Annotated in this window: 19 protein-coding genes; 5 read left to right on the top strand and 14 right to left on the bottom strand. The window is 69.1% G+C overall.

Features of this window, described 5'->3' with window-relative positions; translation table 11 throughout:
- Positions 1–167: 167 nt before the first annotated feature.
- A complete protein-coding gene (locus tag ABWV53_RS06245) occupies positions 168–416 on the top strand; it encodes a DUF3297 family protein (RefSeq protein WP_056661873.1) in 249 nt (82 codons plus the stop codon).
- 135 nt (positions 417–551) lie between these two features.
- On the opposite strand, the gene ABWV53_RS06240 is transcribed toward ABWV53_RS06245, so the two are convergent.
- The 8 genes from ABWV53_RS06240 to ABWV53_RS06205 all read right to left on the bottom strand — a co-directional run bounded on the left by ABWV53_RS06240 (position 552) and on the right by ABWV53_RS06205 (position 9,710).
- Positions 552–1,742 carry an acetyl-CoA C-acyltransferase family protein gene (locus tag ABWV53_RS06240; RefSeq protein ID WP_353364042.1) on the bottom strand — a complete coding sequence of 397 codons (1,191 nt, stop codon included), beginning with the start codon at positions 1,740–1,742 and terminating at the stop codon, positions 552–554.
- Positions 1,743–1,855: 113 nt separating this feature from the next.
- Positions 1,856–2,662: an enoyl-CoA hydratase/isomerase family protein gene (locus tag ABWV53_RS06235; protein ID WP_353364040.1), complete on the bottom strand. Its 807-nt coding sequence runs from the start codon at positions 2,660–2,662 to the stop codon at positions 1,856–1,858.
- 126 nt (positions 2,663–2,788) lie between these two features.
- The gene (locus ABWV53_RS06230; protein WP_353364038.1) at positions 2,789–4,588 is read right to left on the bottom strand and encodes an AMP-dependent synthetase/ligase; all 1,800 of its coding nucleotides are present in this window, start codon (positions 4,586–4,588) and stop codon (positions 2,789–2,791) included.
- A 174-nt stretch (positions 4,589–4,762) separates the two neighbouring features.
- Entirely contained in the window at positions 4,763–5,581 is an 819-nt protein-coding gene (locus ABWV53_RS06225) for an ABC transporter ATP-binding protein (RefSeq protein WP_353364036.1), read from the bottom strand.
- A gap of 14 nt (positions 5,582–5,595) precedes the next feature.
- Complete coding sequence (locus ABWV53_RS06220; protein ID WP_353364034.1) at positions 5,596–6,795, bottom strand: ABC transporter substrate-binding protein; 1,200 nt, start codon at positions 6,793–6,795, stop codon at positions 5,596–5,598.
- Between the two features lie 24 nt (positions 6,796–6,819).
- The gene (locus tag ABWV53_RS06215; protein WP_353364032.1) at positions 6,820–7,857 is read right to left on the bottom strand and encodes a branched-chain amino acid ABC transporter permease; all 1,038 of its coding nucleotides are present in this window, start codon (positions 7,855–7,857) and stop codon (positions 6,820–6,822) included.
- Positions 7,858–7,947: 90 nt separating this feature from the next.
- Complete coding sequence (locus ABWV53_RS06210; protein ID WP_353364310.1) at positions 7,948–8,826, bottom strand: branched-chain amino acid ABC transporter permease; 879 nt, start codon at positions 8,824–8,826, stop codon at positions 7,948–7,950.
- The gene (locus ABWV53_RS06205; RefSeq protein WP_353364030.1) at positions 8,826–9,710 is read right to left on the bottom strand and encodes an ABC transporter ATP-binding protein; all 885 of its coding nucleotides are present in this window, start codon (positions 9,708–9,710) and stop codon (positions 8,826–8,828) included. The genes ABWV53_RS06210 and ABWV53_RS06205 overlap by 1 nt, the downstream gene beginning before the upstream one ends.
- Before the next feature lie 126 nt (positions 9,711–9,836).
- Here ABWV53_RS06205 and ABWV53_RS06200 point away from each other — a divergent pair, with 126 nt between their 5' ends.
- Complete coding sequence (locus ABWV53_RS06200; RefSeq protein ID WP_353364028.1) at positions 9,837–10,511, top strand: TetR/AcrR family transcriptional regulator; 675 nt, start codon at positions 9,837–9,839, stop codon at positions 10,509–10,511.
- 110 nt (positions 10,512–10,621) lie between these two features.
- Here ABWV53_RS06200 and cueR read toward each other — a convergent pair whose 3' ends face one another.
- Positions 10,622–11,104, bottom strand: a complete 483-nt coding sequence (gene cueR, locus ABWV53_RS06195) for a Cu(I)-responsive transcriptional regulator (RefSeq protein ID WP_353364026.1) — start codon at positions 11,102–11,104, stop codon at positions 10,622–10,624.
- A complete protein-coding gene (locus ABWV53_RS06190) occupies positions 11,101–11,298 on the bottom strand; it encodes a heavy-metal-associated domain-containing protein (protein ID WP_353364024.1) in 198 nt (65 codons plus the stop codon). The genes cueR and ABWV53_RS06190 overlap by 4 nt, the downstream gene beginning before the upstream one ends.
- A 123-nt stretch (positions 11,299–11,421) precedes the next feature.
- Here ABWV53_RS06190 and ABWV53_RS06185 point away from each other — a divergent pair, with 123 nt between their 5' ends.
- A complete protein-coding gene (locus ABWV53_RS06185) occupies positions 11,422–13,761 on the top strand; it encodes a heavy metal translocating P-type ATPase (protein ID WP_353364022.1) in 2,340 nt (779 codons plus the stop codon).
- A 129-nt stretch (positions 13,762–13,890) separates the two neighbouring features.
- Complete coding sequence (locus tag ABWV53_RS06180; protein WP_353364020.1) at positions 13,891–15,540, top strand: methyl-accepting chemotaxis protein; 1,650 nt, start codon at positions 13,891–13,893, stop codon at positions 15,538–15,540.
- A 162-nt stretch (positions 15,541–15,702) separates the two neighbouring features.
- On the opposite strand, the gene ABWV53_RS06175 is transcribed toward ABWV53_RS06180, so the two are convergent.
- Positions 15,703–16,647, bottom strand: coding sequence for a dihydrodipicolinate synthase family protein (locus ABWV53_RS06175; protein WP_353364018.1), 945 nt, complete (start codon positions 16,645–16,647; stop codon positions 15,703–15,705).
- Positions 16,648–16,883: 236 nt separating this feature from the next.
- Here ABWV53_RS06175 and ABWV53_RS06170 point away from each other — a divergent pair, with 236 nt between their 5' ends.
- The gene (locus ABWV53_RS06170) at positions 16,884–17,558 is read left to right on the top strand and encodes a GntR family transcriptional regulator (protein ID WP_353364016.1); all 675 of its coding nucleotides are present in this window, start codon (positions 16,884–16,886) and stop codon (positions 17,556–17,558) included.
- 102 nt (positions 17,559–17,660) lie between these two features.
- On the opposite strand, the gene ABWV53_RS06165 is transcribed toward ABWV53_RS06170, so the two are convergent.
- The 3 genes from ABWV53_RS06165 to ABWV53_RS06155 form a co-directional block, all read right to left on the bottom strand.
- On the bottom strand, positions 17,661–18,653 hold the full coding sequence (locus ABWV53_RS06165) for a TRAP transporter substrate-binding protein (RefSeq protein WP_353364014.1): 993 nt from the start codon (positions 18,651–18,653) through the stop codon (positions 17,661–17,663).
- Between the two features lie 77 nt (positions 18,654–18,730).
- On the bottom strand, positions 18,731–19,996 hold the full coding sequence (locus tag ABWV53_RS06160; protein ID WP_353364012.1) for a TRAP transporter large permease: 1,266 nt from the start codon (positions 19,994–19,996) through the stop codon (positions 18,731–18,733).
- Between the two features lies 1 nt (position 19,997).
- Entirely contained in the window at positions 19,998–20,627 is a 630-nt protein-coding gene (locus ABWV53_RS06155) for a TRAP transporter small permease (protein ID WP_353364010.1), read from the bottom strand.
- Positions 20,628–20,781: the final 154 nt, after the last annotated feature.

Genomic DNA, 20,781 nt, shown 5'->3' with positions numbered 1-20,781 from the left:
CGATCGGCTCCTCAAGCGCAAGGTCCGTATGCTGACGCCGCTGGAGCGGCATGGGGTTCAATGGAATATGAGCACTGGCAGGAACTTGTCGTGCGGGAGGCCCTGGGCGAAACGCCTACTGACTAGATAATCGCCGGCTCTCTCGATAATTCGTTGAAAAGCAATTCATGACCGACGCCACGCAACGCCCCGAACTGCCCGACCACCTCTCTGTCGATCCGCGCAGCAAGTTCCATGTTCCTGCCGTGTTCGAGCACGACATCGGCATTCGCTTCAACGGCAAGGAGCGCTTCGACGTCGAGGAATACTGCGTGAGCGAAGGCTTCATCAAGGTGCCGGCCGGCAAGACGCTGGACCGCAAGGGCCGGCCGCTGATGATCACGCTCAAAGGGACGGTGGAAGCGTTCTACAAGTGAATACCTGTTCGCGCTGGTGGATCGACACGAACCGTCCGTTCGGGCTGAGCCTGTCGAAGCCAGGGCGCGAACGCGAGTAACCCTGGCCTCCGCAGGCCAGACGATCGCACCGCCGCGCTGCGCGCGGCTCCACCCTCACACACGCTCGAACACCGCCGCGATCCCCTGCCCGCCGCCGATGCACATCGTCACCAGCGCGTAGCGCCCGCCCGTGCGGTGCAGCTCCGCCACGGCCTTGGCGGTGATGATGGCGCCGGTGGCGCCCACCGGGTGGCCGAGCGAGATGCCCGAGCCGTTCGGGTTCACTTTCGCCGGGTCCATGCCCAGTTCCTGGATCACGGCGCAGGCCTGGGCGGCGAAGGCCTCGTTGGCCTCGATCACGTCCATGTCCTGGATGCTGAGGCCCGTGCGCTGCAGCACCGCGCGCGTGGCGGGCACCGGGCCGATGCCCATGTAGGCCGGGTCCACGCCCGCGTGGGCGTAGCCCACCAGGCGCGCCAGCGGTTTCGCGCCCAGCGCGGCGACGCGGTCGCCCGCCACCAGCACCACGGCGGCGGCGCCGTCGTTGATGCCCGAGGCGTTGCCGGCGGTGACCGTGCCGCCGTCCTTCCTGAACGCGGGCTTCATGCCGGCGAGCGCCTCGGCCGTGGTGGCGGCGCGCACGTGCTCGTCGGTGTCGAACGGCGTCACGGCGCCCTTGCGGCCGGGAATCTCGACCGGGACGATCTGCTCCTTGAAGTAGCCCGCCGCGATGGCGGCAGCGGCGCGGCGCTGGCTTTCGGCGGCCAGCTGGTCCTGCCGCTCGCGGCTGATGCGGTAGCGCTCGGCCACATTCTCAGCGGTGATGCCCATGTGCATCTTCTGCCACGGGTCGTGCAGGATGCCGAGCATGTAGTCGATGCTCCTGGCATCGCCCATGCGCGCGCCCCAGCGGGCGGCGGTGTCGAAGTAGGGACCCCGGCTCATCGATTCGCTGCCACCGCCGATGGCCACGTCGCAGTCGCCCAGGGCGATGGCCTGCGCGGCCGACACGATGGCCTGCAGGCCCGAGCCGCAGAGGCGGTTGACGTTGAAGGCGGGCGTCTCGACCGGGCAGCCCGCGTCGATGGCGGCCACGCGCGAGAGGTATGCGTCCTTCGTGTCGGTGGGGATGACGTTGCCCATCACTACATGGCCCACGGCGTCGGCCGCGATGCCGCTGCGCTCGATGGCGGCGCGCACGGCGGTGGTGGCCAGCTGGGTGTTGGGAATGTCCTTGAGCGAGCCGCCGAAGGTGCCGATGGCGGTGCGGGCGATGCTGGCGATGAAGACGTCGCGGGTGGTCATGGCTGCAGGTCTTTCGAGAATGCGTGAAGGAAGAAAAAAGAGGACACGGCGTGCGGACGGCGCCAGGCCATCCATCGTAGGCCCGCCGGCGCCATGGGGCTGGCGCGTGGGTGTCAGCGGCCCTGGAAAACGGGTTTTCGTTTGGCGAAGAAGGCCTCGATGCCGGCGGGCAGGTCGGCCGTCTGCGCGCAGGCGTTGAAGGCCTGCGCCTCGGCGTCCAGCTGCGCGGGCAGGTCGCGGTCGAAGCTGGCGCGCATCAGGCGCCGCATGTGGCCCAGCGCCACGGTGGGGCCGGCGGCCAGGCGCTGGGCGAGTTCGCGCACGGCGCTGTCCAGCTCGTCCGCCGGAAGCACGCGGTTGACGAGGCCCAGGCGCAGGGCGTCGGCCGCGGTGAGTGTGTCGCCCAGCAGCGCGATCTCCAGCGCCCGGCGCAGGCCCACCTGGCGCGGCAGCGCCCACGACGCGCCCACGTCGCAACTGGTGCCCAGGTTGATGTAGGCCAGGTTGAGCCGCGTGCCCTCGGCCAGCAGGATGAAGTCGGCCAGCAGCATCAGGCTCATGCCCGCCCCCGCCGCCACGCCGTGCACCTGCGCGATCACCGGCGCGTCGATGGACGAGAGCAGCACCACCGCTTCGTTCAGCGGACCGAGCAGGTCGGCCGCGCCCTGCGCGGGGCTCGCCCGCAGCGTGGCCAGGTCGCCCCCCGCCATGAAGCCCTTGCCGGCGCCGCGCAGCACCACGGCGCGCACGCTGCGATCGGCGGCGATCTGGCGGGCCGCGTCGCGCAGGGCGATGGCCATGGGCACGTCGACGGCGTTGAGCGCGTCGGGGCGGTGGAACTGCAGGGTGACGATGGCGCCGTCGCGCTGCACGATGAGCGGGGCGTCGGTGGCGGTGTGGGGGGTGGGGCTGGATGTCATGGGCGCTCTGAATTCAGGAGCGGCTTGCGCTGGCAGCTAATGGCTTTGCGGCAGTAATAGCCCGCAAACCTTGGCAACACCTGCGCATGCAGCTATGGTTTCATAGTGAATGGGCTCATGTAGCGTTCAGGCGTACAGCGCCTCGATCTCCGCCGCGTAGGCCTTGTAGATGGACGAACGCCGCACCTTCATGGTGGCCGTCACCTCGCCGTCGTCGTGGTCCAGCTCCTTGGTGAGCAGGTGGAACCGGCGGATCTGCGACACCTGCGCCAGGCGTGCGTTTCCCTGCGCGATCTCGGCGTCGATGAGGCCGCGCACCTCGGGGTGTTCGGCGAGCGAGCGGAAATGGGTGAACGCGATGCGCCGCACCTCCGCCCACTGGCCCACGGTTTCGGCGTCGATCTGCACCAGTGCGCCGACGAACCTGCGGCCTTCGGCGACGACGATGCATTCCTTAATGTAGGGGCTGCCCTTCATCGTGTTCTCGATCTCGGACGGCGTGAGGTTCTTGCCGCCGGCGGTGATCATGATGTCCTTCAGGCGGTCGACGATCTTCAGCTGGCCGCGCTCTTCGCGCACCACGTCGCCCGTGTGCAGCCAGCCCTCCTGGATGGTCTGGGCCGTGGCCTCGGGGTTCTTGTAGTAGCCGGCGAACACCATGTCGCCGCGCAGCTGCAGCTCGCCGCTCTCGCCGACGCGGTGCGCCACCCCGAGCGTGGGCACGCCCACGGTGCCCACGGCCACGTCGTCCAGCCGGTGGCCGGTGACCATGCCGGTGGATTCGGTCAGGCCATAGACCTCGATCAGCGGCACGCCCAGCACGCGGAAGAAGCGCACCACGTCGGGCGGAATGGGCGCTGCCCCCGTGAGCGCCACGCGTGCATTGCGCAGGCCGATGAAGTTCTGCAGGGCGCGGAACATCGTCCAGTAGCTGGCGGCGAAGGCCAGGCGCTCGCCCACGCTCCACTGGCTGCGCGGCTTTTCGGCCAGCGGCAGGCAGGCCTGGAAGGCACGCTGGAACAGCGCGCGGCGCAGGCCGCCCGTTTCCTGCACCTTGATGCTGATGGCGGCGTGCAGCTTCTCCCAGATGCGCGGCACGCCCAGGAACATGCTGGGCGCGACCTCCCGCAGGTCTTCCTGCACGGTGCGGATCGATTCGCCGAAGTTCACCTGCGAGCCCAGGTACACCGGCACGAAGCTGGTCAGCATCTGCTCGGCCACGTGGCAGAGGGGCAGGTACGACAGGTGGGTGGTGGCGCGGCCCAGCTGCAGCCGGTCCACGATGCCCGGCACGACGCCGCGGATGTTGCGGTAGCTGATCATCGCCCCCTTGGGCTTGCCGGTGGAGCCGGAGGTGTAGATCGTCAGCGCCACGTCGTCCAGCGTCTGGCGGGCCAGGGCTTCGTCGATCCATACCTGCCGGCCGGATGCGGCGCCCAGCTGCTCCACCTCGTCGAAGGTGGCGATGAGTGGGCGCACCTCGGGCGCGAAGCTGCGCAGGCCCTTGGTTTCCATCACGACGATCTTCCTGATGCGCGGCAGCTGGGGCAGCGCGGCGAGCAATTTGTCGGTCTGCTCCTGGTCTTCGCAGACCATGATCTCGATGTCCGCATGGCCCACCACGTAGGCCACCTCGGGGGTCGGGCTGGTGGGGTACACCCCCACGGTGACGGCACCCACCAGGCCCGCGCCCATCTGGGCGACGACCCATTCGATGCGGTTCTCCGCGATCACGCCCACATGTCCGCCGGCCGGCAGGCCCAGCGCGCGCAGGCCCAGGCCGAAGCGGCAGGCGCGCTCGTGGTAGCGCGCCCAGGTGACGGGCTTCCAGATGCCGAAGTCCTTTTGCCGGATGGCGATGCGCTCGCCATCGGTGCGGGCGCGCTCGCGCAGCATCTGGGGCAAGGTGAGGTCAGTGAGGGTCATGTGCGTCGTCCGTTGCGCTGTGCCATCCATCGGCGCGGCCCGGAGTGCAGGCACTGCCCGGGCCTGGGCAGCCGTGCAAGGGCCGCCGCCCCGCAGCGCCGGCTGCGTCCCCCTTCCCGCACCGCGCAGCGGGGCGCGAGCAGGGAGAGACACGCTGCTTCAGGGGGATGCTCTTCATGACAACCAGCGTTTCCTGCGCTTGTAGTGCTTGATGTCCTTGAAGCTCTTCGCTTCGCCGCTGCCGCCCATGCCCAGGTAGAACTCGCGCACGTCGGGGTCGCTGGCCAGGCGCTCGGCGCTGCCGTCGATCACGATCTTGCCGTTCTCCATGATGTAGCCGCGGTGCGCCACGGCGAGCGCCACGGTGGCGTTCTGCTCCACCAGCAGCATGCTGGTGCCGCGCTCTGCATTGATGCGGGCGATGATGGTGAAGATGTCTTCCACCAGCTTGGGGCTGAGGCCCAGCGAGGGCTCGTCCAGCAGGATCAGCTGGGGCTGGGCGATGAGCGCGCGGCCGATGGCCAGCATCTGCTGCTCGCCACCCGACAGGTAGCCGGCCAGGCCCTTGCGGCGCTCGTGCAGGCGCGGGAAGTAGCCGTAGACGAGGTCGAAGTCGGGCGACAGCCGGCCCCGGCCGGTGAGGGCGTAGGTGGAGGCGATGAGGTTCTCCTCCACCGTCAGGTCCTCGAACACGCGGCGGCCCTCCATGACGTGGCTGAGGCCACTGCGCACCAGGCTCTGCGGGGCCAGGGCCGCCGTGTCCTCGCCGTTGAAGCGGATGCTGCCGGACTCCAGCGCGCCGTCCTCCAGCGCCAGCAGGCCCGACACGGCCTTGAGCGTGGTGCTCTTGCCCGCGCCGTTGCTGCCCAGCAAGGCCACGATCTGCCCGCGCGGCACGGCCAGCGACAGGCCGCGCAGCGCCTGCACCACCTTGTTGTAGATGACCTCGATGTTGTTGACTTCGAGGACGTTGGCCGGGGTTGGCTGGGTCATGGCGCAGGCAGGGGTCAGAGCTTGATCCAGTCGGAAGCCGCGACCATCTTTTGCGCCTTCATGTCGGCGCGATAGACCCGCCCCACCGGGATGGAGTTGCCGGCGATGGTGATCGGCACGCCGATCAGGCCGCCGGTGTCGAAGTCCTTGATGCTGTTGAGCGCGGCCTTGAGGTTCTTGCCGTCGAGCGGCTTGCCCGCATCCAGGCAGCGCCTGGCGGATTCGACGAACAGCATCGCGGCGAGGAAGCCCTGCGTGTAGGCCGTGCTCTGGTACTCAGGGCGCATCTGGCGGATCTTCTCCAGCATGGGCGCCTTCTCGGTGTCGTAGTAGTAGCGGTAGGGCATCACGCCCATGAAGCCGTCGGCGGCCTCGCCCATCTTCATGACGGTGGAGCTGTCCATCGTCCAGAAGGTGCCCATCCACTTGCTGGCCATGCCCTGCTGCCGGCCCTGGGTGATGAATTCCGGAATGGGCGCGAGGATGTAGCCGTGGAAGATGGTGTAGTCGGGCGCGGCGCGGCGCAGTTTGATGACCTCGCCCGAGACGTCCACGCTGCCCGCGGGCGTCATGATCTTGATCGGCACTGTGAGGCCGAGCGCCTTGGCGGCGGCCTCGCTGCGCTCGATGGGGTCGCGGCCGAACTCGGAGTCGGAATAGACGAAGGCGACCTTGGCGCCGGGCTTTTCCTTGGCGATGTGCTTGAGCAGGATGCCGAACATCTCGGTGTAGTCGGGCCCGACGAGGAACTGGTTCGGGTACTTCTTCGGGTCGTTCAGCTCGGAGGCGAACGAGGCGCCCGCCATCAGGATGGCGCCGTTGCGGTCCAGCTCGGGGTTGATGGTCTTGGCGAAGCCGGTGGAGTCGCCGTAGTACAGGTTGACCTTGTTCTGGCTGGTGATCTTCTTGAACGCAGCCACCGACACATCGACCTTGTAGCCCGTGTCCTCGGGCACGTAGCGGAGCTTGCGGCCCTTGACGCCGCCCGCGTCGTTGACGATCTTCACGTAGTCCTGCATGCCCGCGTTGATGCCCACGCCGGCGAAGGCGAACACGCCCGTCATGGGGATGGAGCCGCCGATCACGATGTCTTCGCCGGCCTGGGCCAGCACCGACAGCGGGTGCGCCAGCGCGGCGGCGGCCGCGGCACCGAGCACGAGGCTGCGGCGCTGCGGGGAGGTGGGGGGCTGCGGGAAGGTGGCTTGCGGTTCCATGGTTGTCTGTCTCCTGGGGTGAGTTCAGTTGCGGAAGGGCCAGAGATGGAAGAAACGGCGGATGCGCCGCCACACTTCGGCCAGGCCGTGGGGCTCGAAGACGAGGAATCCGATGATCAGCAGGCCGAAGACGACGGTGCGCACCGGCGAGAGGAAGACGGTCAGTTCGTTGCCGCCGGGCAGCAGGTCGACCACCAGCTTGAGCAGCTCGGGCACCATGGTCATGAACGCCGCGCCGAGGATGCCGCCCAGGATGGAGCCCATGCCGCCGACGATGATGGCCGCGAGGAAGAAGATCGACATCAGCAGCGGGAAGCTCTCGGGCGTGACGACACGGAAGAAGTACGCCCACAGCCCGCCCGCCACGCCGGCATAGAACGACGACAGGCCGAACGACAGCAGCTTGTAGCGCAAGAGCGGAATGCCCAGCACCTCGGCCGAGATGTCGCGGTCGCGGATGGCGATGAAGGCCCGGCCCACGCGGGTGCGGAACAGGTTGGCCGCGCCCAGCAGCATCAGCACAGTGACCGGCACGATCACCCAATAGAGGCGGAACGAGGTGTCGAGCGGCAGGCCGAAGAGCCGGGCGGGCGGGACGCTCAGCCCGGCCGTGCCGCCGGTGAACTTCCAGTTGGCGAAGATGAAATGCGCGATGAACGACGCGGCGATGGTGGCGATGGCCAGGTACAGCCCCTTCACGCGCAGCGAGGGAATGCCCACCACGATGCCGCCCAGCATGGCGACGATGCCGCCCGCCAGCAGGTTGAGCAAAAAGGGCGTGCCCAGGCGCGTTTCGAGCACGGCCACGGTGTAGGCGCCCAGGCCCATGAACGCGGCCTGCCCCAGGCTCACCAGGCCGGTGTAGCCGGTCAGGATGTTGAGCCCGGTGGCGCTGGCCACGTTGATGCTGACCAGGCACGCCAGGTACAGCCAGTAGTCGCTGGCCATGAAGGGAAACAGCAGCAGCAGGGCGGCCGCCACGGCCAACCAGACCTTCTGCGTGCGCGAGTCGAACAGCGCCGCGTCGGCGACGTAGGATTCCTTGAGGGTGCCGATGCGCATCAGGCCTCCTGCCTTGCCGGGCCGGGGACGGCCTGCGCCTGCCCGGAAATCAGGGAATGGACGATGTGACGACCGTGGGCGCGCATGGCTTCAGAGCCTTTCGATCTCGTGGGTGCCGAAGAGGCCGTAGGGCCGCACCAGCAGCACGGCGACCAGCACGATGAAGGTGGCCAGCAGCTTGTATTCGCCGCCCAGGTAGGCGCCGGCGAGCGCTTCGATCAGGCCGATGAGCAGGCCGCCGACGAGGGCGCCCAGCACGCTGTCGAGCCCGCCCACGATCACCACCACCAGCACCGACAGGCCGAACACGCCCATGCTGGACGAGATGCCGCCGATGGAGCCGACGATGATCCCGGAGACGGCCGCGATCATGGCGGACACCACCCAGGCGAGCGAGAACACGCGCGGCACGTTGATGCCCACCGAGTAGGCCGCGGCCTGGTCGCTGGCGGTGGCGCGCAGGGCCACGCCGCCGCGCCAGAAGCGGAACACCAGCAGCACGGCGGCGATGAACACCACGGCCACCACCGCGCCCCAGGCCACCTTGGGCGCGAGGAAGGCGTCGCCGATGACGATGGGCCGGGTGGGCATGAAGTCGATCAGGCGGCGCTGGTCGGCCGTCCAGATCATCTCCACCAGCCCCACCAGCACGGAGGCCAGCCCCACGGTGACCATGAAGACGGAGATGGGCGGCTCGCCGAGCAGCGGCCGGATCATGGTGCGCTCGATCACCGCGCCCAGCAGCCCGGTGCCGATCACCGCCGCGGGAATGGCGATCCAGAGCGGTAGCGCGAACATCGAGGCGAAGGTGAAGAACAGGTAGGCGCCCACCATCAGCAGCTCGCCGATGGCGATGTTCACCACGCGGGTGGCCTTGTAGACCATGACGAAGGCCAGCGCCGCCAGCGCATAGAGCCCGCCGCCGGCGATGCCGGTGAGGCTGATCTCGAAGAGGTAGGCCCAGTCCATCACGCCGCCACTGCCTGCAGCGTGGGTGTGGCGGCGTGGCCGCCGTGCAGCCGGGCGCGCAGGTCACCCACGTCGCCCGAGCCCAGGTAGGCGCGGATCACGTCGGGGTCGGCCTGCACGGCGGCCGGCGTGCCCTGGGCGATGACCTGGCCGAAGTTGAGCACCACCACGTGGTCCGACAGGTCCATCACCATGCCCATGTCGTGCTCCACCATCAGCACCGTGACGCCCCATTCCTCGCGCACGTCGAGGATGAACCGCGCCATGTCCTCGGTCTCCTCGCGGTTCATGCCGGCGACGGGTTCGTCGAGCATGAGGATCTTCGGCTGCATGGCCAGCGCGCGGGCCATTTCCACCCGCTTTTGCAGGCCGTAGGGCAGGGCGGCCACCGGCGCGTGGCGGATGTGGTCGATCTCGAGGAAGTCGATGATGCGTTCCTCGATGTCGGCGCGCAGCGCGGCCTCCTCGCGGCGGGCGCGGCCGAGGTAGAAGAGCGCGTCGAGCACGTTGCTCCTGAGGTGGGCGTGGCGGCCGAGCTTGATGTTGTCCAGCACCGTCATGCCGCGAAAGAGCGCGATGTTCTGGAAGCTGCGGCCCAGGCCGCGCCTGGCGCGCTGCGGCGCGGGCAAGCCGGTGATGTCCTCGCCTTCGAAACTGATCTGCCCGGCCGTGGGGCGGTAGAAGCCCGAGATGGTGTTGAAGAGCGAGGTCTTTCCCGCGCCGTTCGGGCCGATCACGGCGGTGATCGAGCCGGGCTGTACGCCGAAGCTGACCCCGGTGAGCGCCTTCACCCCGCCGAAGGCGAGCGTGACGCCGTCCACCTGCAGCAAGGGGGCGGGCGATGCGTCGCTCGGGGCGCCTCCAGCCTGTTGTCTCGTCTCCATCGGTGTCCTCTACGGGTTTGTGCGAACCGGACGGTGGTCTACTGGTACGTAGACTTCTTACTCATGAGTAGATTCTGGAGCGCACCCCACCATGGGACATTGGGACTTTCCCGCTGACACTGGCGCATGACCGACACGACCACCAGGAAGAAGCAACAGGCGCGCGCCCCCGTGGCGTCGCCGTGGGCCGATGCGCCGGCGCGCGCGGAGCAGCGCGAGGCCAAGCGCGATGCGGTGCTGTCCACCGCCGCGCAGCTCTTCAACGAGCGCGGCTTTCACGCCACGTCGCTCGACGACATCGCGGCGCGGCTGCATGTCAGCAAACCCACGCTCTACTACTACGTGAAGAACAAGGACGAGATCCTGCTGCAGTGCGTGCGGCGCGGGCTCACCATGACGCTGGAGGGCATCGAGGCCTCGCGGCAGGCCGGCGGCAAGGCCATCGACCAGCTGCAGGCGTGCATGCGTGTCTACGCCCGCATCGTCACCATGGACTTCGGCATGTGCCTCATCCGCGTGGGCGACGAGCAGGTGCCGGCCGACAGCCGCAAGGAGCTGCGCCGGCTGAAGTCGTCCATCGACCAGGAATTCCGGCGCCTGGTGGCCGAAGGCGTGAAGGAAGGCTCGGTGGCGGAGTGCGACCCGAAGATGACGGCCTTCGTCATCGCCGGGGCGCTGAGCTGGATCGGCCGCTGGTACCAGCCCGGCGGCGAATACAGCGCCGACGAGGTGGCGGAGAAATGCATCGCGACGCTGCTGGCCGGCGTTCTCCGGCACCCGGCGCCGATGCTGGTGCCATAGCGCCGCCGCCGGCACCGGGGCGATGGCATGGCGCCGCGCCCGAGATTCCATGCTCTTTTCGGCCCCCCGCGCCCATTGCACCTGCGCGAGCAGCTATCAAAATAAGAGCGTCAGGCTGTTTCCGGCCCCGCCAGGTCGTCCAGGATCGGGCAATCCGGCCGCCCATCGCCCTGGCAGCAGCCCACCAGCGCCTGCAGCGACCGCTGCATGCCCTGCATGGCGGCGATACGCTGGCCCAGGTCGTCGATGTGGGCCTGGGCGATCTGCTTGACCTGGGCGCTGGCGCGGTGCTGGTCCTGCCAGAGGCCGAGCAGGGTGGCGATCTCCTGGATGGAAAAGCCCAGGTCGCGCGCGCGGCGGATGAAGCGCAGGGTGTGGACGTCGGACTCGGTGTATTGCCGGTAGCCGCTGTCGGTGCGGGCCACGCCGGCCAGGAGGCCCAGCGACTCGTAGTGGCGCAGCATGCGCGGCGATACGCCGGCGCGCTCGGCGGCGGTGCCGATGGGCACGGGCCAGCCGAAGGTGGGCAAGGCCGTGGCCTCGGCACGGACCTTTGCGCCGGCGGAGCCCCGGGGACGCGGCACGGCGCTCATGCCGCGACGGTGTAGCCCTCTTCGGTGATGGCGGCGGCCAGCGCGTCGCGGGGGTGGTCGCTCTCCACGGCGACGCGGCCGGTGGTCAGGTCGACCTGCACGGTGGCATCGGTGTCGACCTGTCGCACGGCGTGTACTACGGCGCGTTCGCAGTGGCCGCAGGTCATGCCCTGGACTTGGAAGGTGTGCTGCATGGCGGGCTCCTGAAAAGTGGGTGATGGGCGAGTGTCAACCTTGCCATCATGTCAAAGTCAAGCCGCGCGGCCTGCCGGACGCGGCCTTGACCTTGCCATTGCGTCAAGGTTCAAGATGCCGGCATGACTGCTTCTTCGTCTTCCGACACGACCGTACCCGCCACGCTGGACCTGGGCATCGCCGGCATGACCTGCGCCAGCTGCGTGGGCCGCGTCGAGCGGGCCTTGCGCAAGGTGCCCGGCGTGCAGGACGCCACCGTGAACCTGGCGACCGAGCGGGCGCACATCGCTTACGTCCCGCCTTCCGGCGACGAAGGCGCTCGCGCGGACATGGGCGCCGTACTGCACCGCGCCGTGCGCGACGCGGGCTACGAGCCGCGCTCGCTGCAGGACCAGGCGGCCGATGCGGCCGAGGGCGAGGCGTCGCCCTGGGCCGGTTTCGGCCCGGTGGCGGCGGGCCTGCTGCTGTCGGCGCCGCTGGTGCTGCCCATGGTGCTGGACCTGCTGCCCGCCAGCGTGACGGGCCTGACCGGCAGCGCGCACGCCGTGCTGCCGCCCTGGCTGCAGTTCGCGCTGGCGGCGCCGGTGCAGTTCATTCTGGGCGCGCGCTTTTACCGCGCGGGCTGGCATGCGGCGCGGGCCCTGTCGGGCAACATGGACCTGCTGGTGGCGCTGGGCACCAGCGCGGGGTTCGGGCTGTCGCTGTGGCTGTGGCTCACCGCCGCGCCGGGGCATGCTCCGCACCTCTATTTCGAGGCGTCGGCCGTGGTCATCACGCTGGTGCTGCTGGGCAAGTGGCTGGAGGCCCGCGCCAAGCGGCAGACGACCGCCGCCATCCGCGCATTGCACGCCCTGCGGCCCGACGTGGCGCACCTGGTGGGGCGGGACGGCGAGGTGGACGTGCCCGTGGCCGAAGTGATGGCCGGCGACCGCATCGTGGTGCGCCCCGGCGAGCGCGTGCCGGTGGACGGCGTGGTGCAGGAAGGCGCCACGCAGGTGGACGAATCGATGCTGACCGGCGAGCCCCTGCCGGTGGCGCGTGCGGTGGGCGATGCGCTCACCGGCGGCTCGGTGAATGGCGACGGGCGCGTGCTGCTGCGGGTGACGGCCGTGGGCGCCGAGACGGTGCTGGCCCGCATCATCCGGCTGGTGGAAGACGCCCAGGCCGCCAAGGCGCCGATCCAGCGCCTGGTGGACAAGGTGGCGGCCGTCTTCGTGCCGGTGGTGCTGGCGATCGCCCTGCTGACGCTGCTGGGCTGGCTGGCGGCCGGCGCGGGGGCCGAAGCGGCGCTGGTGCACGCCGTGGCGGTGCTGGTGATCGCCTGCCCCTGCGCGCTGGGCCTGGCCACGCCGGCGGCCATCATGGCCGGCACGGGCGCGGCGGCCCGCGAGGGCATTCTCATCAAGGACGCCGAGGCGCTGGAGCGTGCCCACCGGGTCGATACAGTGGCCTTCGACAAGACCGGCACACTGACCGCGGGCCGGCCGCGGCTGACGGCCCTGGCCGTGGCCGGCGGGCAGGACGAAGCCGCCGTGCTGGCCGCCGTGGCTGGCGTGCAGGCGGGCAGCGAGCACCCGCTGGCGCGTGCCGTGGTCGAAGCGGCGCTTGCCCGGGGCGTACCCCTGCCGCCGCCAGGCGCCGTGACCGCCGTGGCGGCCGTGCCCGGCCGGGGCACCGAGGGCCGGGTCCATGGCGAGCGCTGGGTGGTCGGCAGCCTGCGGTGGATGCAGGAGCTGGGCGCCCCCCTGGGCCCGCTGCCGGACCGCGCCGCAGCGCTGCAGGGCGAGGGCGCGACGGTGTCGGCCGTGGCCCGGCAGGGCGCGGCGGGCGGGGCAAGCTGGTCCGTCAGTGCGCTGCTGGCCTTCGGCGACGAGCCCAAGCCGGGCGCGCGCGAGGCCCTGGCCGCGCTGCGCGCGCGCGGGCTGCGCACGGTGATGGTGTCGGGCGACAACCGGGGCGCGGCCGAGACGATGGCCCGCCGCCTGGGGCTGGACCCGGCGGCGGGCGAGGTGCTGGCCGAGGTGCTGCCCGAAGGCAAGGCCGCCGCCGTGGCCCGGCTGCAGCACGGGCAGGCCGGACTGCCCGGTGGCGGCGGTGGCAGCGGCGCGAGCGCCCCGCGCCGCGTCGTCGCCATGGTGGGCGACGGCGTGAACGATGCACCGGCCCTGGCGGCCGCCGACGTGGGACTGGCCATGGGCAACGGCACCGACGTGGCGATGCACGCGGCCGGCATCACGCTGATGCGCGGCGACCCGCGCCTGGTGGCGGCGGCGCTGGACATCTCGGCGCGCACGGTGGCGAAGATCCGCCAGAACCTGTTCTGGGCCTTCGTCTACAACGTGGCCGGCATCCCCCTGGCGGCGCTGGGTTACCTGAGCCCGGTGATGGCCGGCGCGGCCATGGCGCTCAGCTCGCTGAGTGTGATGGCGAACGCATTGCTATTGAAGCGCTGGCGTCTTTGATAGTTACATTGCCCCATGGGCCGTCTTGTCTGGCAAACTGCAACTAATTGTCAATAGCACTTTTTGGTGCTTGACACGCATCGGCACGTCCGCAGTGCCGGCCACACATCACCCTACAGGACGACAGTCATGAATTTCTTGAGCCTCATGAGGCGTTTCACCATCCGTTTCCGCATGATCGGTGCCATTGCGGTCGTACTGGTGTTGCTGGGGCTGCTGGGAGGCGCGGGCATGCTGGGCATGTTCCGCATCCACGACATGAGCGAGGAATTCATCGCGAGCGAATACACGGCCATCGGCCATCTGGCGCAGTTGCGCGGCGAGATGGGCGCCATTCGCCAGAACGAGAAGGACATGATCATCCAGTACGAGAAGCCCGAGGGCGTGAAGGCGGCCCACGCGCAATGGATGGGCGCGCTGGAGCGGGCCAAGCAGATCACGGCCGGGCTGCAGCAGACCTCGGCAGGGGCGAGGGACGGTGCGGCCGCCGGCATCGCCAAGCGGCTGGACAGCTACCGCGACCAGTTCGCCCACGTGGCGCGCCAGCTGGAAGCGGGCGGCTACGACACGGCCACCATCGCCTACCGCATGAGCGGCAAGGCCATCGCCGAATTCGCCGAGGCCGACAAGCAGCTCGCCGCGCTGGATGCCAGCCTGCGGGCCGACGTGCAGGGGGTCATCGACCAGCAGAACCGCGTTTCCGCCCAGACCAAGTGGCTCTTCCTGCTGGCGGTGCTGGTCACCGTGCTGGTGGTGGTGCCGCTCACGCTGCTCAACATGGTGTCCATCGTGCGGCCCATGGTGACCGCGCGCAGCCTGGCGCAGTCGATCGCGGGCGGCGACCTGTCGCAGCGCCTGCAGGTCGAGGGCCAGGACGAAGTGGCCGACCTGCAGCGCTCGCTGGTGGACATGCAGAACCGCCTGGCGGCCCTGGTGGGGCAGGTGCGCGACGCGAGCGGCAACATCGCCACCGCCAGCGCCGAGATCGCCACCGGCAACCAGGACCTGTCCTCCCGCACCGAGCAGACGGCCAGCAACGCGCAGGAGGCCGTGGGCTCGCTCTCGCAGCTCACCGCCACCGTGCAGCAGACGGCGTCTTCGTCGCAGGTAGCCAACCAGCTGGTCAGCTCGGCCTCGGGCATCGCCACGCGCAGCGGCTCGGTGGTGCAGCAGGCCATCTCCAGCATGCACGAGATCTCGACCTCCAGCCGCAAGATCGGCGACATCATCGGCGTGATCGACGGCATCGCTTTCCAGACCAACATCCTGGCGCTGAACGCGGCCGTGGAAGCGGCCCGCGCCGGCGAGCAGGGCCGGGGCTTCGCCGTGGTGGCGGGCGAGGTGCGCAGCCTGGCGCAGCGCAGCGCCGAGGCGGCCAAGGAGATCAAGGGGCTGATCGGCTCCAGCGTGACGGCGGTCAACGGCGGCGTGCGCCACGTGGAGGACGCGGGCCGCGCCATGACGGAGATCGTGGACAGCGTGCAGCGCGTCTCCGACATCATCGGCGAGATCAACGCGGCCGCCACCGAGCAGGCCGGCGGCATCGGCCAGGTCAACGGCTCGGTGGGCGAGATCGACCGCATGACGCAGCAGAACGCCGCGCTGGTGGAGGAGTCCGCTGCCGCCGCGGAGTCGCTGCGCGAGCAGGCGGCGCGGCTCTCGCAGATCGTGCAGCAGTTCCATCTGGGCGACAGCGGCAGTGCGGCCCAGGCGGTGGCGCAGCCCGCCGGCCGTGCGCTGGCCGGCGCGGTGCGCGAGCCGGCGCTGCTGCCGGCCTGAAGGCGCGAGCGGCCCCAGTGGCCGTTGCGCCCCCGGCAAAGCACAACGCCCGGACCGATGTGATCGGTCCGGGCGTTTTTTCTTGGGCAGGCGCCAGGCGTTCTCTTCACCGATCCGGCGCCGCGCAGGCATCGCCCAGGGGCGATGCGCGATGGCGGCTCGTCAGCCGGCCAGTTCCTGCGACCAGCCCGCATACCAGTCGCGGAACAGCTGGTACTGGTTCTGCGCGTAGTTGCGCTGTGCGTCGGTCAGCACGTCGGTCTCGTTGAAATGCAGCGTGTATTCCTGCTGGCCGTTGAGCACCAGCAGGTACTTGTAATAGAGCACCAGGTCGGTGCCCTCGTCGAAGGACGAGAGCACGGCCAGGGCGGCCTCCAGCTCGCGGGCGCGGCGGCGTGCGACCACGTCGCCCTTCGCGGCCTTCTTGCACAGGTCCACCAGTTGCAGCACCTCGCGGGGCAGGGCGTTGCCGATGCCGGTGATCGCGCCGGTGGCGCCGCAGTTGACGAAGCCGTGGAACACCTGCGTGTCCACGCCCACCATCAGCGTCACGTCCTCGTCCTGCGAGGTGATGTTTTCCGCCGCGTAGCGCAGGTCTGCGGCACCGCCGAATTCCTTGAAGCCGATCAGGTTCGGATGGGCGGCGCGCAATTCGAAGAACAGGTCGGCGCGCGTGGCGAAGCCGTAGTAGGGGCTGTTGTAGATGACGGCCGGCAGCTGCGGCGCGGCGGCGAGGATGGCCGAGAAGTGCGCCTTCTGCGCGGTGGCGGAGCTGCCGCGCGAGAGCACCCGCGGAATCACCATCAGGCCGTGCGCGCCGACCTTCGCCGCATGCGCGGCGTGGGACACCGCTTCACGCAAATTGACGGCGCCGGTGCCCACGATGGTGGGAATGCCGGCGGCCACCAGGCGCGCCACGCCCTCCTGCCGCTGGGCTTCGCTCAGCAGGGGCCAGTCGCCCATGGAGCCGCAGTAGACGACGGCGCTCATGCCGGCATCGATCAGTGCGCGGCCCTGCGCCACCAGGGCGTCGAAGTCGGGCTGGCGGTCGGGCGTGCACGGCGTCATGAGGGCGGGAATCGTGCCGGTGAAGATGTTGTCGCTCATAAGGTTCTGCCTGTTGAAAAGAAAGGGACCGGCACGGCGGCCGCAGCGGTCGGCAGCCTTTTAATAGGCTGTAAATATATTAGCGATATGCTGAAACGGAGCATAGGTGATGGACGGCGTTTGCACAAGTGCGTGACGAAAAAACAGTGCAGGTCCGTCTGGAATAGATTCGCGATATATTTCCTTGGTACCTCCCGGCCCGATTCCACCGACCCCCTACCCCCCACCTGCCCGCCATGCTCTCCCCCGGTAAGAAGTCTTCCGCCAAGCCTGCGCCCAAGCGCCGGGCCGCCGACATCGCCTACGACAAGATCGAGTCGCTCATCGCGCGGCTGGAGATCGCCCCGGGCACCCCGGTCGTGGAGGCCGAGATCGCCGAGATGACCGGCATGGGCCGCACCCCGGTGCGCGAGGCGCTGATGCGCATGGTGTCGATCGGGCTGGTCGCGCAGCAGCCGCGGCGCGGCCTGGTGGTCTCCAGCATCGACGTGTCCGACCACCTCGACGTGGTCGAGACCCGCCGCGTGCTGGAGCGCCTGATCGCATCGGCCTCCGCCCGCCGCGCCACCCCCGAGCAGCGCAAGGCGCTGGTGGCGGCGGCGCAGAAGATGATGAAGGCGGCCGAGAAGGACAACCTCGACGCCTACATGCAGGCCGACCAGGAGCTCGACCACGTCAACCATGCCGCCTGCGGCAACGTGTCGGCGGTCAATGCGGTGCTGCCGCTGGTGGTGCAGTGCCGGCGCTTCTGGTATGCCTACCAGCACGAGGGGGAGATCGGCGAAGGCGCGCAGGCCCACCTGGCGATGGCGGAGGCGATTGCGTCCAGCAACGTCGCCGCCGCCGAGGAAGGCGCCGAGCAACTGATGCGCTACCTGGCCCACTTCACGCACCGCATCATCAATTCCTGAGCGGCAAGCGCAGGGGCGGCGCCCCGGACCCGGATGCATGTCGCGTGCCGCCGTGCTCGGGTCCTGGGGCCTGGCGCAGCCTCGGCGGGTACGCGGCCGCCGTCAGAGCTTCGCGCCGACCGCGCGCAATTCGGCGATCTGCGGCGCCTTGGGCAGCCAGAGCTTGTCGAAAGCCTCGATCGCGGGCTGGGGGTCGAAATTGCTCAGCTCGCGGATCGCGATCGGCTCCTTGCGCAGCTTTTCCAGCAGGCCGGCCTCGGTCATGACGATGTCGCTGATCTGCGCGTCCAGCACCTGGGCCGTGAGCTGGCGGATCAGGTCGCGGTCCTTGGTGTCGAGCGTCTGCCAGACGCGGCCGGAAAACAGCGGCGCGAAGGGCATGAACAGCGCGTTCATGGGCATCATGACCTTGGAGACCTTGTCGAAACGCTGATTCCACGAGAACTCGACGTCGGCTTCCAGGCCGTCGACCTGGCCGTTGGTCATCGCGTCGAACACCGCCGGGGTCGGGATCGGCGTGGGTGCCGCGCCGAAGTACTGGTAGAAGTCACGGTAGACCGGCGTGGGGTTGATGCGCAGCTTCATGCCCTTCAAGTCGTTGGGCGTCTTGATGTCCTTGGTGGAGAACACCACCCGCATGCCGGTGATGCCCCAGCCGAGGCCGACGCAGCCGGTCTCGCGCGGCAGCACTTCCAGCAGCTTGAGCGCCGCGGGCGTCTTGACCAGCTTGCCGGCGGCGGGCGTGGAGCGCACCAGGTAGGGCGCGTTGATGGAGGCCACGCTGGGCACCCGGGTGCCGAGCTCGGCGGCCTGGATCCAGCCCATGTCGAGGGCGCCGGACTGCATCTGCTGCATCATCACCGACTCGTTGCCGAGCTGGCCCGAGTGGAAGACGGTGACCGTCAGCCGGCCGTCGGTGGCCTTCTTGAGTTCGTTGCCGAACTGCAGCGCGGCACGGTTCCAGGAGTGGCCTGCGGGCGTGATCACGCCCAGGCGGAATTCCTTGGGCGCGGCGGCGCGCGAGGGGGTCACGAACGCCAGGGGCGCGGCGGTGGCGGCCGAGGCCTGGAGGAAATGGCGGCGGGTCAGGGACATGGCGTGCTCCGAGGATGACGAGGGGTGGCGAAAGCGAAAACGGGAACGGACGGGGTGCGAGGGTGGGGCGCTCGGCCCTACTTCAGCAGGCCGAGCGACAGGCTCGGGAACAGCGAGAGCATCACCAGCGCGACGCAGCTGATGATGAAGAAGGGCAGGGTGACGATGAACATCTTCCCGGGCTTGGCCCCGGTCACCGCGGAGGCGACGAAGAAGCTCAGACCCACCGGCGGCGTCATCAGCCCCAGCACCAGGTTGATCACGATCACCACGCCGAAGTGGCGCGGGTCGATGTGGTAGACCTCGGTCGCGATCGGCAGCAGGATCGGCGCGGTCATGATGAGGCCCGGGATGCCGTCGATCACGGTGCCGATCACCAGCAGGATCACATTGACCAGCAGCAGGAAGGTGATCGGGTCCTTGGCGACGGTCTGGATCCATTCGGCGACCATCTGCGGCACCTTGCCGTAGATCAGCAGCCACGAGAACACCGACGCGGCGGCCACCAGGAACAGCACGATGGCCGAATAGATGCCCGAGCGCAGCATGATCGCGCCCAGGTCGCCGAGCTTGAACTCGCGGGTCACGTAGCGGCCCACCAGCACCGCGCTCACCGCGCCCACGGCGGCGGCCTCGGTGGGGTTGGCCAGGCCGGTGAGGATGGAGCCCACGATCACCAGCGGGATCAGCAGCGTCGGGCTCGACACCAGCACGGTGTGGGCGCGCTGGCGCAGCGTGCGCTTGGGGCTGCGCGGGTAGTTGTAGATGAAGCCCATGCAGGCGATCACCACGAAGAACAGCACCGTCAGCAAAATGCCGGGCAGGATGCCCGCGATCAGCATGTCGCCCACCGCCACCTGCGCCAGCACGCTGTAGACCACGAACATCACCGAGGGCGGGATGATCGGCCCCAGCATGCCGCCGTAGACCGTCAGGCCCGCGGCGAAGGTCTTGTCGTAGCCCTGCTTCTCCATCTCGGGCACCATCACCTGCGCCATGATCGCCACCTGCGCGGTGGCCGAGCCGATGATCGACGACACCAGCATGTTGGCCAGGATGTTGACGTAGGCGAGGCCGCCCTTGACCGAGCCGACGAAGGCCATAGACAGGTCGACCAGCCGGCGCGTGATGCCGCCGCTGTTCATCACCTCGCCGATCAGGATGAAGAGGGGGATCGCGATCAGGCCGTAGCTGTCGACCCCCGCGAACATCTGCGTCGCGTAGGACTGCAGCAGCACCGGGTTCTCGATGCTGTAGATGTAGAAGATGCCCGAGAGGCACAGGCACAGGCCGATCGGCACGCCGACCAGCATGATCGCGGTGAAGAAGAGCGAGGTCATCATGTCAGTTCACCGCTTCCGGGTTGGCGGCGTCGAAGGCCGGGTGTTTGCGTTGCGGCGCCAGGCGCAGGTCTTCCAACAGATTGGCCAGGGCGTGCAGGCTCATGCAGAGCGCGAAGATCGGCATGATCAGCTGCAGCACCCACATCGGCCATTCCAGCGTCTGCGTGTGCTCGGTGTAGAGGAAGTTGAAGGACTCGGCCGCGTACTCCTTGGCGTCGAAGCCCTTGCGCGCGATGCCGATCGGGTCCATCCAGATCCAGCACATGGCCAGCAGCGCCAGCGCGAAGACCAGCACGCCGGCGGTCGCCATCACCTTGGCGACGCGGGCGCTGCGCGGGCCCAGCTTGTCGGTGAGCATGGTGACGGCGAAGTCCATGCGCAGCCGCGTCATCGCCGACGCGCCCACGAAGGTGAGCCAGACCACGGCGTAGACCGAGGCCTCGTCCACCCAGTAGAGCGGCATGCCGGAATAGCGCGTGACCACGTTGAGCAGCACCAGCACGGTCAGCAGCGTCATCAGGCCGGCGATGAGCCAGCGCTCCAGGCCGAGCAGCGCGCCGGAGGCATCGAGGACCCAGCGCACCACGGGATGCGGCGGGGAGAGGGGGGTGGGGCTGTCGAGGGATTCCATGGGCAGTGCGCGATGGTGCGTTGGGTTCGGTCGCTCGAAGATACGGTGGATATATTGGCGGTATCGCCGCAAGCAAGTTGAGTGCCAGAGCCAGCGGCGCCATGGTGCTGGCGTCGGTTGCTAATATATTTACAGTATCCTCCAGGGACATCAG

This window comes from Acidovorax sp. FG27 (genome assembly GCF_040365715.1).
Taxonomy (GTDB): Bacteria; Pseudomonadota; Gammaproteobacteria; order Burkholderiales; family Burkholderiaceae_C; genus Paracidovorax.
Note: the sequence above shows the minus strand (reverse complement) of the source record. Positions and strands in the feature narration are given on the sequence as shown.

What these genes read in the sequence shown, in the direction of transcription:
- ABWV53_RS06170 (WP_353364016.1), top strand. Translation starts at nt 16,884, where the DNA reads ATGCTCTCCCCCGGTAAGAAGTCTTCCGCCAAGCCTGCGCCCAAGCGC.
- ABWV53_RS06210 (WP_353364310.1), bottom strand. Translation starts at nt 8,826, where the DNA reads ATGGACTGGGCCTACCTCTTCGAGATCAGCCTCACCGGCATCGCCGGC.
- ABWV53_RS06240 (WP_353364042.1), bottom strand. Translation starts at nt 1,742, where the DNA reads ATGACCACCCGCGACGTCTTCATCGCCAGCATCGCCCGCACCGCCATC.
- ABWV53_RS06245 (WP_056661873.1), top strand. Translation starts at nt 168, where the DNA reads ATGACCGACGCCACGCAACGCCCCGAACTGCCCGACCACCTCTCTGTC.
- ABWV53_RS06155 (WP_353364010.1), bottom strand. Translation starts at nt 20,627, where the DNA reads ATGGAATCCCTCGACAGCCCCACCCCCCTCTCCCCGCCGCATCCCGTG.
- cueR (WP_353364026.1), bottom strand. Translation starts at nt 11,104, where the DNA reads ATGAGCGCCGTGCCGCGTCCCCGGGGCTCCGCCGGCGCAAAGGTCCGT.
- ABWV53_RS06225 (WP_353364036.1), bottom strand. Translation starts at nt 5,581, where the DNA reads ATGACCCAGCCAACCCCGGCCAACGTCCTCGAAGTCAACAACATCGAG.
- ABWV53_RS06175 (WP_353364018.1), bottom strand. Translation starts at nt 16,647, where the DNA reads ATGAGCGACAACATCTTCACCGGCACGATTCCCGCCCTCATGACGCCG.
- ABWV53_RS06165 (WP_353364014.1), bottom strand. Translation starts at nt 18,653, where the DNA reads ATGTCCCTGACCCGCCGCCATTTCCTCCAGGCCTCGGCCGCCACCGCC.
- ABWV53_RS06205 (WP_353364030.1), bottom strand. Translation starts at nt 9,710, where the DNA reads ATGGAGACGAGACAACAGGCTGGAGGCGCCCCGAGCGACGCATCGCCC.
- ABWV53_RS06200 (WP_353364028.1), top strand. Translation starts at nt 9,837, where the DNA reads ATGACCGACACGACCACCAGGAAGAAGCAACAGGCGCGCGCCCCCGTG.
- ABWV53_RS06215 (WP_353364032.1), bottom strand. Translation starts at nt 7,857, where the DNA reads ATGCGCATCGGCACCCTCAAGGAATCCTACGTCGCCGACGCGGCGCTG.
- ABWV53_RS06230 (WP_353364038.1), bottom strand. Translation starts at nt 4,588, where the DNA reads ATGACCCTCACTGACCTCACCTTGCCCCAGATGCTGCGCGAGCGCGCC.
- ABWV53_RS06235 (WP_353364040.1), bottom strand. Translation starts at nt 2,662, where the DNA reads ATGACATCCAGCCCCACCCCCCACACCGCCACCGACGCCCCGCTCATC.
- ABWV53_RS06180 (WP_353364020.1), top strand. Translation starts at nt 13,891, where the DNA reads ATGAATTTCTTGAGCCTCATGAGGCGTTTCACCATCCGTTTCCGCATG.
- ABWV53_RS06190 (WP_353364024.1), bottom strand. Translation starts at nt 11,298, where the DNA reads ATGCAGCACACCTTCCAAGTCCAGGGCATGACCTGCGGCCACTGCGAA.
- ABWV53_RS06185 (WP_353364022.1), top strand. Translation starts at nt 11,422, where the DNA reads ATGACTGCTTCTTCGTCTTCCGACACGACCGTACCCGCCACGCTGGAC.
- ABWV53_RS06220 (WP_353364034.1), bottom strand. Translation starts at nt 6,795, where the DNA reads ATGGAACCGCAAGCCACCTTCCCGCAGCCCCCCACCTCCCCGCAGCGC.
- ABWV53_RS06160 (WP_353364012.1), bottom strand. Translation starts at nt 19,996, where the DNA reads ATGATGACCTCGCTCTTCTTCACCGCGATCATGCTGGTCGGCGTGCCG.